The sequence below is a fragment of the Streptomyces sp. NPDC051051 genome, assembly GCF_040682975.1.
Taxonomy (GTDB): domain Bacteria; phylum Actinomycetota; class Actinomycetes; order Streptomycetales; family Streptomycetaceae; genus Streptomyces.
Map to the genome: position 1 here is coordinate 65615 of NZ_JBFBCB010000024.1, position 14770 is coordinate 80384.

Annotated in this window: 14 protein-coding genes and 1 tRNA gene; 9 read left to right on the forward strand and 6 right to left on the reverse strand. The window is 71.0% G+C overall.

All coding sequences use genetic code 11. From position 1 onward, the window contains the following. Position 1 precedes the first annotated feature (1 nt). The 7 genes from AB0N31_RS19645 (at position 2) to AB0N31_RS19675 (ending at position 7107) form a co-directional block, all read left to right on the forward strand. Entirely contained in the window at positions 2-2110 is a 2109-nt protein-coding gene (locus AB0N31_RS19645) for a hypothetical protein (RefSeq protein ID WP_366059634.1), read from the forward strand. Between the two features lie 223 nt (positions 2111-2333). Then, positions 2334-2645 (forward strand): hypothetical protein, encoded by a 312-nt coding sequence (locus tag AB0N31_RS19650; RefSeq protein ID WP_366059636.1) that lies wholly within the window; start codon positions 2334-2336, stop codon positions 2643-2645. Positions 2646-2735: 90 nt separating this feature from the next. Next, the gene (locus tag AB0N31_RS19655; RefSeq protein WP_366059637.1) at positions 2736-3641 is read left to right on the forward strand and encodes a bifunctional DNA primase/polymerase; all 906 of its coding nucleotides are present in this window, start codon (positions 2736-2738) and stop codon (positions 3639-3641) included. Continuing rightward, positions 3638-4072 (forward strand): hypothetical protein, encoded by a 435-nt coding sequence (locus AB0N31_RS19660; protein ID WP_366059638.1) that lies wholly within the window; start codon positions 3638-3640, stop codon positions 4070-4072. Before AB0N31_RS19655 ends, AB0N31_RS19660 begins: the two co-directional genes overlap by 4 nt. Further along, positions 4069-5322, forward strand: coding sequence for a DUF3631 domain-containing protein (locus AB0N31_RS19665; RefSeq protein ID WP_366059639.1), 1254 nt, complete (start codon positions 4069-4071; stop codon positions 5320-5322). Before AB0N31_RS19660 ends, AB0N31_RS19665 begins: the two co-directional genes overlap by 4 nt. 157 nt (positions 5323-5479) lie before the next feature. Then, complete coding sequence (locus AB0N31_RS19670; protein ID WP_366059640.1) at positions 5480-5668, forward strand: helix-turn-helix domain-containing protein; 189 nt, start codon at positions 5480-5482, stop codon at positions 5666-5668. A gap of 59 nt (positions 5669-5727) precedes the next feature. Continuing rightward, complete coding sequence (locus AB0N31_RS19675) at positions 5728-7107, forward strand: site-specific integrase (protein ID WP_366059641.1); 1380 nt, start codon at positions 5728-5730, stop codon at positions 7105-7107. A gap of 174 nt (positions 7108-7281) precedes the next feature. Here the strand turns inward: AB0N31_RS19675 and AB0N31_RS19680 are convergent. Beyond that, positions 7282-7363 (reverse strand) — tRNA-Tyr (locus tag AB0N31_RS19680). 226 nt (positions 7364-7589) lie between these two features. On the opposite strand from AB0N31_RS19680, the gene AB0N31_RS19685 reads away from it, so the two are divergent. After that, positions 7590-8078, forward strand: a complete 489-nt coding sequence (locus AB0N31_RS19685) for a YajQ family cyclic di-GMP-binding protein (RefSeq protein WP_363089005.1) — start codon at positions 7590-7592, stop codon at positions 8076-8078. Between the two features lie 147 nt (positions 8079-8225). On the opposite strand, the gene AB0N31_RS19690 is transcribed toward AB0N31_RS19685, so the two are convergent. Further along, entirely contained in the window at positions 8226-8492 is a 267-nt protein-coding gene (locus AB0N31_RS19690; protein WP_363089004.1) for a GlsB/YeaQ/YmgE family stress response membrane protein, read from the reverse strand. Positions 8493-8658: 166 nt separating this feature from the next. Here AB0N31_RS19690 and AB0N31_RS19695 point away from each other — a divergent pair, with 166 nt between their 5' ends. Continuing rightward, positions 8659-9921, forward strand: coding sequence for an APC family permease (locus tag AB0N31_RS19695; RefSeq protein ID WP_366059642.1), 1263 nt, complete (start codon positions 8659-8661; stop codon positions 9919-9921). 324 nt (positions 9922-10245) lie between these two features. Here the strand turns inward: AB0N31_RS19695 and AB0N31_RS19700 are convergent, their stop codons facing one another. From AB0N31_RS19700 to AB0N31_RS19715, 4 genes are all read right to left on the reverse strand, one after another. Then, a complete protein-coding gene (locus AB0N31_RS19700) occupies positions 10246-10638 on the reverse strand; it encodes a YccF domain-containing protein (RefSeq protein WP_366059643.1) in 393 nt (130 codons plus the stop codon). Further along, positions 10635-11495: a zinc metalloprotease HtpX gene (htpX, locus tag AB0N31_RS19705; RefSeq protein ID WP_366059644.1), complete on the reverse strand. Its 861-nt coding sequence runs from the start codon at positions 11493-11495 to the stop codon at positions 10635-10637. The genes AB0N31_RS19700 and htpX overlap by 4 nt, the downstream gene beginning before the upstream one ends. Before the next feature lie 183 nt (positions 11496-11678). Next, positions 11679-13196, reverse strand: a complete 1518-nt coding sequence (locus AB0N31_RS19710; RefSeq protein WP_366059645.1) for an NADH-quinone oxidoreductase subunit N — start codon at positions 13194-13196, stop codon at positions 11679-11681. Then, complete coding sequence (locus AB0N31_RS19715) at positions 13193-14767, reverse strand: NADH-quinone oxidoreductase subunit M (RefSeq protein WP_366059646.1); 1575 nt, start codon at positions 14765-14767, stop codon at positions 13193-13195. The genes AB0N31_RS19710 and AB0N31_RS19715 overlap by 4 nt, the downstream gene beginning before the upstream one ends. Positions 14768-14770: the final 3 nt, after the last annotated feature.

Below are 14770 nucleotides of genomic sequence, written 5' to 3' on the forward strand. Positions count from 1 at the left end.
CATGAGCAGCACCGCCACCGCAAAGCAGCAGGCGAGCAGTGGTCCGGTGCTGGACTGGGCGGCCGGTCACGGACCCGTGACCGGCGCCCTGTCCGCCACCACCGGAGCCTTCGCCGTCGCCACCACCGGCGCCGCCACCGCCATGCCGCCCGGCTGGGCACTCGCCGTCGGCGCCGCCGGCGCCCTCGGCCACACCGTCGCCGGCCTGCGGGTGCGCAACGCCGGCCGCACCCTCGCCACCCGCGCCGCCTCCTGGCTCGTCGGCGCCGGCTGGACCACCTGGGCCATGACCCACGGCCCGCTCACCTGGGCCGCCCTCGGCTCCCTCGCCGCGGTCGGCGTCGGCATCGGCGCCGCCGCCCACTCGTCGGCCCTGTTCGAAGAGGCCCGCGAGGAAGAGGCCCTGACCGCCGCGGAGCGGCAGGTCAGCGCCGAGCTGTCCGCGGAGCGGCGGGCGCTCGCCACGGAATGGGTCGACCGCATCCAGCGCGTCTGCTCCATCACCGTTCGCGTCCTGGGCATCGAGATGTGGGAGACCGGCGCCGGGTTCTCCCTCGACGCCGAACTCCCGCCCGGCGGCGCTACCTACCAAAAGATCGCCGCCGAGTCGGGCCGCCTGTCCGCGGACGCCCGGCTGCCGCACGGCTGCACGGTCGCCGCCTCCCCCGGCATCGACCAGGGCCGGGTCATCATCGACGTGACCACGGTCAACGTCCTGGCAGAGGAGCGCACCTACCCCACCGACTACACGCCCCTGTCCCTGCTGACCGGCATCCCGTGGGGGTACCGGACGAACGCCGAAGACATCCTGGTCTATCTGCGTGAGCAGTGCGCGCTGGTGGTCGGGCCGACGGGGTCGGGCAAGACGAACATGGTCCACACGATCCTGGCCGGGTTCGCCCGCACCACCGACGTCCTCACCTGGGTGATCGACCTCAACGCCGGCTCCGCGGGTCTGCCGTGGGTACGGCCCGCCCTGACCGGACAGCTCACCGGGCCCGACGGCACGCCGGTACGACCCGGCGTGGACTGGCTCGCCGGCACCCACGACGAAGCCCTCACCATGCTCGACACGGCGGTGGCGATCGCCAAGCACCGCAAGACCGCCTACCAGGACCTCCTCGCCCAAGCCAACACCGACCTCTTGCCGGTGAGCGCGCAGATTCCCCAGATCATGCTGGTCATCGACGAGGGCGCGGAGATCCTGGTCTCCACCGACCGGACCATGCGCAAACTCGCGGAGAAGATCCTCGAAGTGATCCGGATCGCCCGCGCCATGGGCGTGCGCACCGTCCTCACCGCGCTCGGGGCGACCGGCAGCGTGCTGGGGAACCTGATGATCCGCCGGGAGGGGAAAGTGCGCGTCGCACTCACCGGGGGTGAGACCGAGGGCATGGACCTGTCGAAGATGTTCCCCGGCACCCGCGGCCTGCGCGTCGACCAGGCCCCCTACAAGGGTGCCGGGTTCCTGGGCACCCCCGAATCCCCGGCCGCCCTGTTCAAGGCATGGCGGATCCTGCCCAACCAGATCCGCGACATCACCACCGCCACCTCCCCACTCCACCCCACCCTCGACGCCATCTCCGCGAAAGCGGCCGGTCCCGCCTATGCCCGGCGCTGGGACGCGGCACGCACCGCATGGATGCGCGACCAACCCGACACCCCCACCGATGCGGACCGCGAGCCCGCCGCCGGGGGCGGGCTGAAGCTGTCCGCCCTGCGCGACGATTCGGCCCGGTCGGCGTCGGAGGAAGACGAACTCGCCCGCCGCTTCCGCGAACAGATCGACGCCGAATTCGACACCACCACCGACCCCCACACCCCGCCGCCCGCGGCCGCGGGCGGGTTGGACCTGTCCGCCCTGCGCGGCGAACAGGACAGCCCCGCCCAACGCGCCGCCCTCGCCGCCCTCCTCGCCGCCGGCCCCGAGGGCACCGGAGCCTCCGCGATCGCCCGTGCCCTCGCCGACGGACACGGCACCACCCGACAGACCGTCGTCGGATGGCTCAAGGAATGGGTCAAGAACGGCACCGCCGTGCGCGTCGGTGAAGGCACCAAAGCCCGCTACGTCCACCACACCCACGCCGGCGGACAACCCCCGCAGGACTGAGCCGCTTGTCGCCTGTCGTCCCCGTGTCGACGCATGCCCGTCCCTGGCCCTCCCAGGGCCCGGAAACGGCTTGTGACCTGGGAGGCGACAAGCGACAAGACAAGACAAGCGACAAGCCGCACGACAAGGAAGACGACAAGCAACGCGACAAGCCAACCCCCACCCGCACGGGCCCCCACCCTCTTCGGTGCGGGCCCGCGGCTCACCCCGAGGGAGCCCCGCCATGGACCACCACCGCACCCCGCCCGGCACCATCGCCCCGCACCTCCCCGCCGACACCTTCCAGCGCGCGCAGGCCACCGGACAGCCCGTCGTGATCGTCGTCCACGACACCCCGGCAGGTGTCCCGTGGCGGCGCCTGCTCATCCCGTTCGCCATCGCCGGCGCCACCGTCGCTGGCGGCTGGGGACTGGTCGCCGCCCTGTGCTTCCTGCTCGACACCGCCGCCCACACCGCCACCGTCATCGCCGGCGCCGCCGGACCCATCGGCATCGGCGGCATCACGTTGAAACTCGCCCGCAGCAAGGGCGCCTAGCTACGCCAAGGGCGGCCCCCTCGTCTCGCCAAAGTCGCGGGGCCGCTCTTGCCCAACCCGTCTTCATCAGACCTGTTGGAGGTATCCAGCATGACCCATGACGCCCGGTCCGCGCTGCTGCGCGCGGCGTTGGACGCCACCGCCCGCGGCTGGCACGTCTTCCCCTTACGGCCCGGCACCAAGCGACCCGCCCTGCACGGCGAATCCGCCTGCCCCCGTACCGACCCCTGCGCGAGCGGCCACGCGAAGTGGGAGGACCGCGCCACCACCGATCCGGACCGCATCCGCGCCACCTGGTCGCACGGCGCGTACAACGTCGGCATCGCCACCGGCCCCTCCCACCTGCTGGTCGTCGACCTCGACGTACCGAAGGACAAGGGCAGTTCGGACGCGCCTGACGGCACGGCAACCTTTCGAGCGCTCTGCGAGCGCGCCGGCCACGCCGTCCCCACCACCTACCGGACCCGGACCGCGAGCGGCGGCGAGCACCTGTACTTCACCGCCCCGCCCAGCATCCGGCTGGGCAACACCGCCGGGACCCTCGCGCCGCTGGTCGACACCCGCGCCTGGGGCGGCTACGTCGTCGCCGCCGGCAGCACCACCCCCACCGGCCCCTACACCGCCCCCGACAACGCTCCGGCGGCCCCCCTGCCGGGATGGCTGCTCGAATTACTCCAACCGGCCCCCACTGCCCGGCCGGTCGCTCCGTTGCGGCTGCCCGCGGTCGACGGCAACCGGGCGGCCCTGGCCGCGCTGGAGGCCGAGTGCGCGATGGTCGCCACGGCGCCGGAGCATCAGCGCAACATCACGCTGAACCGGTGCGCGTTCAAGGTGGGACGCTTCGTCGCATGGGGCGACCTCCCCCGGCACGTGGCCGAGGACGCCTTCCAAGGGGCGGGAGAGGCCGCGGGACTCACCGCTGCCGAGTGCCGCGCCACCATCCGCAGCGCCCTGGACAGCTCCCTGCGCAAAGCCCGACCCCGGGACGCGGCATGAGCACCCCACCCCGCTCCCCCTTGGAAGGCCAACCCCCCGCCGCCACCAGCCCGCACCCCGCCCAACCGGCCGCACGCCCGGCGGCCGTGGGCGAGCCGGAAGGCGCCGCCCGTCAGGGCGTCCTTTCAGTCCTTCCCCGTCCGAAGCGGTTCCCGGCCGGCGCCGCACGCCGCCGCAGCGAGGACCCCACGCCCGAGCGGCCCGGTATCCGCATCTACGCCCCGCCCCTCTACCGCGACCACGACGACGGCGCCCGCTGGTCCAAACGCCCCGGCGCCACCCCCACCGCCGCCTACGCCTGCCTCTGCGGGCTGACCGGCACCGCCACCGGCCTGCCCAAGGTGGCCGCGCTGGTCACCGCGTACGACGCCCACAAAGCCGCCTGCACCGGGGCACCTGCCCCGTTCACCGAAGGGAGGACCGCCGCATGAGCACCACCAACGCCATCGACGGCGCCGCGCTGCTCGACGAGGTCGAAGCCTTCCACCGCCGCTTCAACGTCTTCCCCACCGAGCACGCCTACACCGCCGTCGCCCTGTGGGACGCGCACGCCCACCTCATCGACGCACTCGACGGCACCGCCCGCATCGCCTTCCTGAGCCCCGAGCCGGGGTCGGGGAAGTCGCGTGCGCTGGAGATCATCGAGACGCTCACGCCGCGCGCGGCGACCACCGTCAACGCCTCCGCCAACGCCCTGTTCCGGCTGGTCGCGGCCGATGCGGGAACGCCGACGCTGCTGTTCGACGAGATCGACACCGTCTTCGGACCCAAGGCCGGCGGCAACGAGGAGGTCCGCGGCTTCCTGAACTCCGGCTACCGGCGCGGCGCGAAGTCCCTGCGCTGTGTCGGCGAGGGCTCCGACCAGAAGGCAGGCTGGTTCGACTCGTTCTGCGCGGTCGCCATGGCCGGACTCGGCTCGCTGCCGGACACGATCCTGACCCGCTCGGTCATCATCCGCATGCGCAAGAAGGCACCGAACGAGACGTGCGAGCCCTACCGGCGCCGTGTCCACGAGAAGCAGGGCCACGTCCTGCGGGACCGGCTCGCGGAGTGGACCGCCACCATTCACGACGAGATCGCCAACGCGTGGCCGGAGATGCCCGAGGGCGTCACCGACCGGCCGGCCGACGTGTGGGAGCCGCTGCTGGCGGTGGCGGACGCGGCCGGCGGGCACTGGCCCGAGCGGGCCCGCGCCGCCTGCGTCGCGCTCATCAAGGCCGCATCCCAAGGCGACGAGGCATCGCTGGGGGTGCGTCTGCTGACGGACCTGCGCGACAAGGTGTTCTGCGGCGCCGACCGCATGCCGACCGCCGCCATCCTCGAAGTCCTCCTGGCACTCGATGACGCCCCGTGGGCCGACATGAGCAACGACGGGCAGAGCATCAAGCCGCTCACCGCGCGCGGCCTGTCCAAGCTCCTGAGCCAGTACGTGCGCCCCGACAACACCCCCATCAAGCCCCGTGGTATCCGGGTCGGCAGCGGCACCCCGAAGGGCTACTACGCGGAAGACCTCAGCGACGCCTGGACCCGCTACTGCCCCCCGCACCCCGAGAAGTCCGCAACATCCGCCACATCCGCAACATCGCAGGTCAACGGGGGTGAATCTGTGGCGGATGCCCCTTCCGAGAGCCGCCACATGCTCGCGGAAACCGACACACGCCCACTCCGCATCGCCGGCTGACCGGCCCTGCCCCAAGGTCCCGCCGCGCGGCCCCGCGTGGCGGGACCTATCCGCAACAGAAACGGCATCCGCCACAGATTCAAGCCGCTGACCAGCAATGTTGCGGCGTGGCGGATGTTGCGGATTCCCCAAAAGGCCAAACCGAGGAGTCGCAACGATGGCTCGCCCCAAGATGCTCAAGCTCCCCGAAGTCCTCGAAGAGATCGACATGAGCCGCGCCGCCTTCTACCGGCTGCGCGCCCGGGGGAAGGCTCCGAAACTCATCAAGCTCCCCAACGGACAGCTCCGTTGCCGCCGCGCCGATCTCGACGCGTGGTGGTCCTCCATGGAAGACGCTGCCGCCTGACCACCTCCCACACGCGAGACACGAGGGGCCCGCTTTCGGTGGGCCCCTCTGGAGTTCATATGGCACTGACCTACGACGTTCGTCTCTACTCCATCGAGGTTCGCAAGGACCGCCCGAAGCCCTACCGCCTGCGTTGGCTGGTCGGGGAGCGCAAGCACTCCAAGAGCTACACGCTCAAAGTTCAGGCTGAGGGACGCCGATCGGAACTCATGTCGGCCGTGCGGCGTGGCGACCAGTTCGACGAGGAAACGGGCCTGCCCGTATCCGAGTTGCGCGCCAAACAGGGCTCCATCACGTGGTACGAGCACAGTCGTGCGTACGTCGACCGGAAGTGGGCGCTGGCCCCTGCGAAGTCGCGGAAGAACTACGCCGATGCGCTGGCAACCATCACCCCCGCGCTGGTGAAGACCAAGACTGGCATGCCCGACACCGCGCTCATGCGGCGCGCACTGTACGGGTGGGCGTACAACCGGAACCGCTGGAACGAGACCCCGCCGGACGATGTGGCCCACGCCCTTGCCTGGATCTCCAAGCACTCCATGCCGGTCTCCGCGCTGGAGGACCCGGCGACTGTACGTCTTGCCCTAGACGCGCTGTCCCTACGGCTGGACGGGAAGGAGGCGTCGCCGCGTACCGCGAAGCGCAAGAGGGCCTGCCTGAGTGACGTCCTCGGTCTCGCCGTGGAAGCGCAGTACTTCACCATGCCGGTCAACCCGATCACGGCCGTGAAGTGGACCGCCCCGAAGTCGGTGGAGGCAGTGGACCCCGAGAGCGTCGCCAACCCTCGCCAGGTCCGCGCGCTGCTGGCAGGGGTACGTGAGCAGGGCCTCCGTGGGCGGCACCTGGAAGCGTTCTTCGGGTGTCTGTACTACGCGGCCATGCGTCCGGCTGAGGCAGCCGGCTTGCGTGTGGGCCAGTGCCATCTACCGGAAACGGGGTGGGGGATGCTCACCCTGCGCCAAGGGATCGTCCGAGCCGGACGGAACTGGACCGACGACGGGACGGCACATGAGACACGCCACCTCAAGGCCCGTGCCAAGAAGGACTCTCGTCCTGTTCCGATCCCGCCGCACTTCGTCCGTCTGCTGCGGCAGCACATCGCCGCGCACGGCGTAGCACCCGACGGCCGACTCTTCCGGACGAACCGCGGCGGCCTGCTGCAAGAGACCGGTTATGGGGAGGTGTGGGCGAGGGCCCGGAAGGACGTGCTGAGCGAGCCGGAAACGGCGTCTCTCCTGGCCCGCCGCCCCTACGACCTGCGCCACGCTGGCGTCTCGTTCTGGCTCAGCTCGGGGGTGGATGCGATGGAGTGCGCCCGACGCGCCGGCCACAGCATCGCGGTACTGCACAAGGTGTACGCCAAGGTGCTCGATCAGACGCGGGAGCACGCGAACAGCCGAATCGACGCGGCGCTTCGGGAGTGGAACGAACCGGAGTGACCATGCTCACCCCCGGGGGACACCTGGGGGACACGCACTGATCAAAGGTGGGATACGGGCGGTACGAGGTGAGACACGTCCGCGACCCGGCCACGGCGAATCGAACGAGGAGAGACAACAAGAAACCCCCTCTGACCAGGTCATTGACCTGATCAGAGGGGGTTTCCCTCAGCGTGGCGGCGCCAGGATTCGAACCTGGGAAGGCTGAGCCGGCAGATTTACAGTCTGCTCCCTTTGGCCGCTCGGGCACACCGCCGGGTTTGCCGCCGTTCGAACCGCTTTTCGGCGGTGCTCTCCGGCAACGACGTAAACGATACCCGATGGGGAGGGGTGCTTCGCCACCCGGATTCCTCACCGCCACGGCCGGGCCGGGTGGCTAGGCTTGTCCGGATGCGGCCCGCGTCCCACGCCGGGCTCGACGGCAGCCCCACACACGCCGACACGCATCCGATACGCACCCCGATATCAAGGAGCCACAGGACATGGCCGACTCCAGTTTCGACATCGTCTCGAAGGTCGAGCGGCAGGAGGTCGACAACGCCCTCAACCAGGCCGCCAAGGAGATCTCCCAGCGCTACGACTTCAAGGGCGTCGGCGCCTCGATCTCGTGGTCCGGAGAAAAGATCCTCATGGAGGCGAACTCCGAGGACCGGGTGAACGCCGTCCTCGACGTCTTCCAGTCGAAGCTGATCAAGCGCGGGATCTCGCTGAAGGCGCTGGACGCGGGCGAGCCCCAGCTCTCCGGCAAGGAGTACAAGCTCTTCGCGGAGATCAAGGAGGGCATCTCCCAGGACAACGCGAAGAAGGTCGCCAAGCTCATCCGCGACGAGGGCCCCAAGGGCGTCAAGGCCCAGGTCCAGGGCGACGAACTGCGCGTCAGCTCCAAGAGCCGTGACGACCTCCAGGCCGTCATCTCCCTGTTGAAGGGTCAGGACTTCGACTTCGCGCTGCAGTTCGTGAACTACCGGTAGGTCCTGACTCCCCGGGACCTGGCAGCGGGACGGAAGGGCGGGCGCCGCGGCGGCAGTCGCCCTGCCCGTCCGTCCCGGCGGACGGGCAGCGGGTACGGCGGGCGGGCTGGAGGGCTCGAAGCCGATGCCGGGGCGACGGGTCCGCGGTCAGTCCCGGGAGTTGCCGAACAGGATGCGGTAGGCGATCAGGAGCACCAGCGACCCGCCGATCGCCGCCGCCCAGGTGGCGCCGTCGTAGAAGTCCTTGGTGATGGGGTGGTCCAGCCAGCGGGCCGATATCCAACCGCCGATGAACGCGCCCGCCACGCCGATGACGGTGGTGCCGATGAAGCCGCCCGGGTCCCGGCCCGGCAGCAGTACCTTGGCGATGACCCCGGCCAACAGCCCCAGAATGATCCAGCTGATGATGCTCATGTCCTGACCCTGCCCTTCCGCGCTGTGCCCGCACCGTCCCGGAGCTGTGATCTCGCTCCGGTCAGGCTGTGCGTCCGCGCGTCGTCCACGGCCCGTTCGTGCGGTGTCACCGGGGACGACGTCCTGGCGACACCCGGTGGTTCCCCGGCTCAGTAGGGTGCGACCCATGACACAGCCCGGATCGGCCGCCGAACTGCGGCGCACCCTGGGCGTCGGGGACGCCGTGGTCATCGGGCTCGGCTCGATGGTCGGCGCCGGCATCTTCGCCGCCCTCGCGCCCGCCGCCCGTGCCGCCGGCTCCGGGCTGCTGCTCGGACTCGCGCTCGCCGCCGTGATCGCCTACTGCAACGCCATGTCGTCGGCCCGCCTGGCCGCGCTGTACCCGGCCTCGGGCGGCACCTATGTGTACGGGCGTGAACGGCTAGGCCCGTTCTGGGGATATCTCGCGGGCTGGTCCTTCGTGGTCGGTAAGACGGCCTCCTGTGCGGCGATGGCGCTGACGGTCGGGGCGTACGTCTGGCCGGGGCAGGCGCACGCGGTGGCGGTCGCGGCCGTGGTGGTGCTGACCGCGGTGAACTACGGCGGCGTCCACAAGTCGGCCTGGCTGACGCGGCTGATCGTGGCGGTGGTCCTGGCGGTCCTCGCTTCCGTGGTCGTCGTGTGTCTGGGCTCCGGGGAGTTTGACGCCGGGCGGCTGGACATCGGGACGTCCGGAGGGCTCGGCGGGGTGCTGGAGGCCGCCGGGCTGCTGTTCTTCGCCTTCGCGGGGTACGCGCGCATCGCGACCCTCGGCGAGGAGGTGCGGGATCCGGCGCGGACCATTCCCCGCGCGATCCCGCTCGCGCTCGGCATCGCGCTGGCCGTGTACGTGTGTGTGGCGGTCGCGGTCCTTTCCGTGCTGGGGTCGGGGGATCTCGGGCGGGCTGCCGCGCCACTGGCGGACGCGGTGCGCGCCGCGGGCGTGCCGGGGCTGGTGCCGGTGGTGCGGGTGGGGGCCGCCGTGGCCGCGCTGGGTTCACTGCTGGCCCTGATCCTGGGTGTCTCACGGACCACGCTGGCCATGGCTCGGGACCGGCATCTGCCCGGCGTGCTGTCGGCCGTGCATCCGCGCTTCCAGGTGCCGCACCGGGCCGAACTGGCCGTGGGCGCGGTGGTCGCGGTCCTCGCCGCCACGGTGGACGTGCGCGGCGCGATCGGTTTCTCCTCCTTCGGTGTGCTGGCGTACTACGCGGTGGCCAACGCGTCGGCGTGGACGCTGGATTCGGCCCCGCTGAGGCGGGTCCTGCCGGCGGTGGGCCTCCTCGGCTGCCTGGTCCTGGCGTTCGCGCTGCCGGGAACCTCGGTGGTCGTGGGGGCGGGTGTGCTGGCGGTGGGCGTGGCCGCGTACGGGGTGCGGGCGCGGGTGGGTTCGGGGAGAGGGCGCGAGTAGGGCGGGTGGGGGCGCCGACGGGCGGGGCGCCGGCGCGGCAGAGGTGTGGCGTGGTCGGGGGCGGCGGCAACCCTGACGCCTGGGCATCCCCGGGCTCGGGCCCGTACGACTGGGCCCGTTACGCGGTCTGGACGCGCCGACCGGGTATTCGGGACGCCCGGTGGGGTCGGGCGTGGGCCCGGGCTCCTGCGGGCGGTTTCTTCGCCTGCTTGTTCTCCGTCATGTGTTCATGGTGCGGGCTGCCGCCGACATCGGGGGCGGCCTGTGGAAAAGCAGCGGGCTGTGGACAACTCCGCTCCGACCGCCGCGGTGGGCGTGCGGCGATCAGCGTGCGGCGAACGGCTGGTCCGTGGGCACGATTTCGCGGCCCAGCGGGAGCAGCGAGACCGGGATGAGCTTGAAGTTGGCGATGCCGAACGGGATGCCGATGATCGTGATGCACAGGGCGATGCCGGTGACGATGTGGGCGAGCGCCAGCCACCAGCCGGCGAGGACCAGCCAGAGGACGTTCCCGAGACAGGACGGGGCTCCCGCGTCACGGCGCTCGACCGTCGTGTACCCGAAGGGCCAGAGGGCGTAGACGCCGATGCGGAAAGCCGCGACGCCAAAGGGAATTCCGATGATGGTGATGCACAGCAGCAGGCCTGCGAACACGTATCCGAGGAACAGCCAGAAGCCGCTGAGGATGAGCCATATGACGTTCAGGATGGTTTTCACTGGTGTCCTGCCATCTTCTCGAGGCGGGCGATGCGCTCCGCCATCGGCGGGTGCGTCGAAAACATCTTGGAGAGGCCCTGGCCCGGGCGGAACGGGTTCGCGATCATCATGTGGCTCGCGGTCTCGATGCGGGGCTCGGGCGGCAGCGGGAGCTGCTTGGTGCCCAGTTCGAGCTTGCGCAGGGCACCGGCGAGGGCCAGGGGGTCGCCGGTGAGCTGGGCGCCGGAGGCGTCGGCCTCGTACTCGCGGGAGCGGCTGATGGCCAGTTGGATGAGGCTGGCGGCGAGCGGGCCGAGGATCATGATCAGCAGCATGCCGAGGATGCCGGGGCCGTCGTCGTCGTTGGACCGGCCCACGGGGATCAGCCAGGCGAAGTTGACCAGGAACATGATGACCGAGGCGAGGGCGCCGGCCACCGAGGAGATGAGGATGTCGCGGTTGTAGACGTGGCTCAGCTCGTGGCCGATGACGCCGCGCAGTTCGCGCTCGTCGAGGAGGCGCAGGATGCCCTCCGTGCAACACACGGCGGCGTTGCGGGGGTTGCGGCCGGTGGCGAAGGCGTTGGGGGCCTCGGTCGGGGAGATGTACAGGCGGGGCATGGGCTGGCGTGCCTGGGTGGAGAGCTCGCGGACCATGCGGTACAGGCCGGGGGCCTCGAACTCGCTCACGGGGCGGGCGCGCATGGCGCGCAGGGCCAGCTTGTCGCTGTTCCAGTACGCGTACGCGTTGGTGCCGAGCGCGATCAGGACCGCGACGACGAGCCCCGTGCGGCCGAAGAAGCTGCCGATGACGATGATGAGTGCGGACAGTCCCCCGAGGAGTACTGCGGTCCTGAGCCCGTTGTGCCGGCGGTGCACGGTACGCCCTCCAAGTCGTGCGGCAGGGGAACCCTTCGCTTGCGGATCTTGCCTTCTGATCTGCGGTTCCGCTGGTGTCGTGGTGCCACGTCCAGTGGAACCTCCCGTTTTGGACAACGCCAGACGAGGGCCCCGGGTTCCCTTGTGCTCCCGGCGGCGGGCGTGGGCCGTCCGGGTGACGGCTCAGAAGAGGGCGGTGTCGGCGAAGTGCAGGACCAGTTGCGGGGCGCCGGAGAGGGCGATGCCTAGGACCGCGGTGAGGATGATCGCGGCGGTGAGGGGCGCGGGCGCGGGGTGCTTGCCGGTTTCGTCCTCGGGGGCGCGGAAGAGGAGCGCCGTCCACCGGAGGTAGTAGTACAGGGCGATCACGACGTTGGCCGCCATGACGACGGCGAGCCAGCCGAGGCCGGCGTCGACGGCGGCCGAGAAGACGGTGACCTTGGCGAAGAGTCCGATGATGCCGGGCGGCAGTCCGGCGAGGCAGAGCAGGAAGAAGGCCAGCACGAGCGCGGAGAGCGGGTTCCTCACGTACAGGCCCTGGTAGTCCGTGACGCGGTTCGCGGCGTGCGTACGGCCGACCAGGGCCGCGACGGCGAAGGCGCCCAGGTTCACGGCCGCGTACATGAGGGCGTAGGCGACGGTGGAGCCGACGGCGTGCTCGGGGTCGTCGGAGTACGCGGCGGCGGCGATCGGGACGAGGAGGTAGCCGGCCTGGCCGACGGAGGACCAGGCGAGCAGACGTACGGCGCTGTACGCGCGTGTGGCCTGCTGGCGGAGGGCGCCGACGTTGCCGACGGTCATGGTGAGGGCGGCCAGTGCCGCCAGCGCGGGGCCCCAGACGTCGGCGTACGACGGGAAGGCGACGACCGTGACGAGGATGAGGCCGGAGAAGCCCACCGCCTTGCCGACGACCGACAGGTAGGCGGCGATGGGGAGGGGGGCGCCGACGTAGGTGTCGGGGACCCAGAAGTGGAAGGGGACGGCGGCCGTCTTGAAGGCGAAGCCGATCAGGGTGAGGACGACGCCGGTCTGGGCGAGGGTGTGCAGTTGCCCGTCGACGTCCTGGAGGCGGTCGGCCACCTGGGTGAGGTAGAGGGTGCCGGTCGTGGCGTAGACGAAGCTGATGCCCAGGAGGCTGACGGCGGTCGCGGTGACGGACGACAGGAAGAACTTCAGGGCCGCCTCGGAGGAGCGGCGGTCGCCGTGCCGGATGCCGACGAGGGCGAAGGCGGGCAGGGAGGCGACCTCGAGGGCGACGACGAGGGTGGCGAGGTCGCGGGAGGCGGGCAGGAGGGCCGCACCCGCGGCGGAGGACAGGAGCAGGAACCAGAACTCGCCCTCGGGGAGCCGTCCGCGCTCGTCCTTCAGGGCGGTGACCGACAGGAGGGCGGCCAGCAGCGCTCCGCCCAGCACCAGGAACTGGATGACGAGGGTGAAGTGGTCGGCCGTGTAGCTGCACACGCGTGTGTCGCCGGTCAGGCAGAACGTGGAGCGGTCGCCGTCCAGGAGTGGCAGCAGGAGGGCCGTGGCGGCGGCGAGGCCCGCGACGGAGAGCCAGCCCAGGAGCGGCTTGCGGCGGTCGGGCACGAACAGGTCGGCGACGAGGACGACGAGTCCGACGACTGCCGTGAGGGTGGGTGGGGCGATGGCGAGCCAGTCGACGGACTGGACGAGCGAGGGGGCGGCGGCGAGGTGGCTCATCGGTTGCCTCCTGCGAGGAGCTGCTGCACGGCCGGGTCGGTCAGGCCGAGGAGTGCCTTGGGCCAGAGGCCGGCGACGACGGTGAGGACGACGAGCGGTGTCCAGGCCGCGAACTCGTAGGTGCGGACGTCGGTGAGGCGCGGGGCGTCCTGCGGGACGGCGCCCATGCAGACGCGGCGGACCACGACGAGGAGGTAGGCCGCGGTCAGGAGCGTCCCGAAGGCGGCGATCGCGGTGAAGGTGAGGAAGGCGGGACGGCTGAGGTCGTCGGCGGGGTCGAAGGCGCCGAACAGGGCCAGCATCTCGCCCCAGAACCCGGCGAGGCCGGGCAGGCCGAGTGAGGCGACCGCGGCGAAGGCGAGGAGGCCGCCGAGGCGGGGGGCCTTGCCGTAGAGGGCGGCCCCGGTCTCCTGCGCGAGGGTGTCCAGGTCGGTGGTGCCGGTGCGGTCCTTCAGGGCGCCGACCAGGAAGAACAACAGGCCGGTGATGAGGCCGTGGGCGATGTTGGCGAAGAGGGCGCCGTTGACGCCGGTCGGGGTCGTGGAGGCGATGCCGAGCAGGACGAAGCCCATGTGGCCGACGGAGGAGTAGGCGATCAGGCGCTTGAGGTCTCCCTTGGCGCCCTCTTTGGCGAGGGCGAGGCAGGCCAGGGAGCCGTAGATGATGCCGACGACGGCGAGGGCGGCGAGGTAGGGCGCGAAGGTGTGGAAACCGTCGGGCGCGGCCGGGAGGACGATCCGGACGAACCCGTACGTGCCCATCTTCAGCAGGACGCCGGCGAGCAGGACCGAGCCGACGGTCGGGGCGGCGGTGTGGGCGTCCGGCAGCCAGCTGTGCAGGGGCCACATCGGGGTCTTCACCGCGAGCCCGACGCCGATCGCCAGAACGGCGGTGACCTGCACGGACGTGGTCAGGGACCGGCCGTTGTCAGTGGCGAGTGCCACCATGTCGAAAGTGCCCGCCTGAAGTCCGATCAGGAGCAGGCCGAGCAGCATGACCACGGATCCGAGCAGTGTGTACAGGATGAACTTCCATGCCGCCCGGGTCCGGCCCGCGCCGCCCCAGCGGGCGATGAGGAAGTACATCGGGATCAGGACCGTCTCGAAGGCGAGGAAGAACAGCAGGAGGTCGAGGGCGGCGAAGGTGGCGAGGGTGCCGGCCTCGAGGACGAGCAGGAGCGCGACGAAGGCCTTCGGGCTCGGGCCCGCGGGCAGGTTGAAGTACGAGTAGAGCGCGCACAGGAAGGTCAGCAGCGCGGTCAGGACCAGAAGGGGGAGGGAGATGCCGTCGATGCCGAGGTGGATGCGCACGTCGAGTGCGGGGATCCAGCTGATGTCGGTCGTGGCCTGCATCTTCGACGGCTGGTCGTGGTCGAAGCCGAGCGCGAGGACGATCGCGGCGACGAGGATCACGCCGGTCACGGTGACGCCGTGCCGCAGGACGGCCTGTTCGGGCGACTTCCCCTTCAGCCCGGGCGGGGCAGGCAGGAGAGCGCTGACCGCGCCGAGGAGCGGGCCGGCCACGATCAATGCCAGAAGGAACTGCATCAGGGACTCACTGATATCGATCACGCC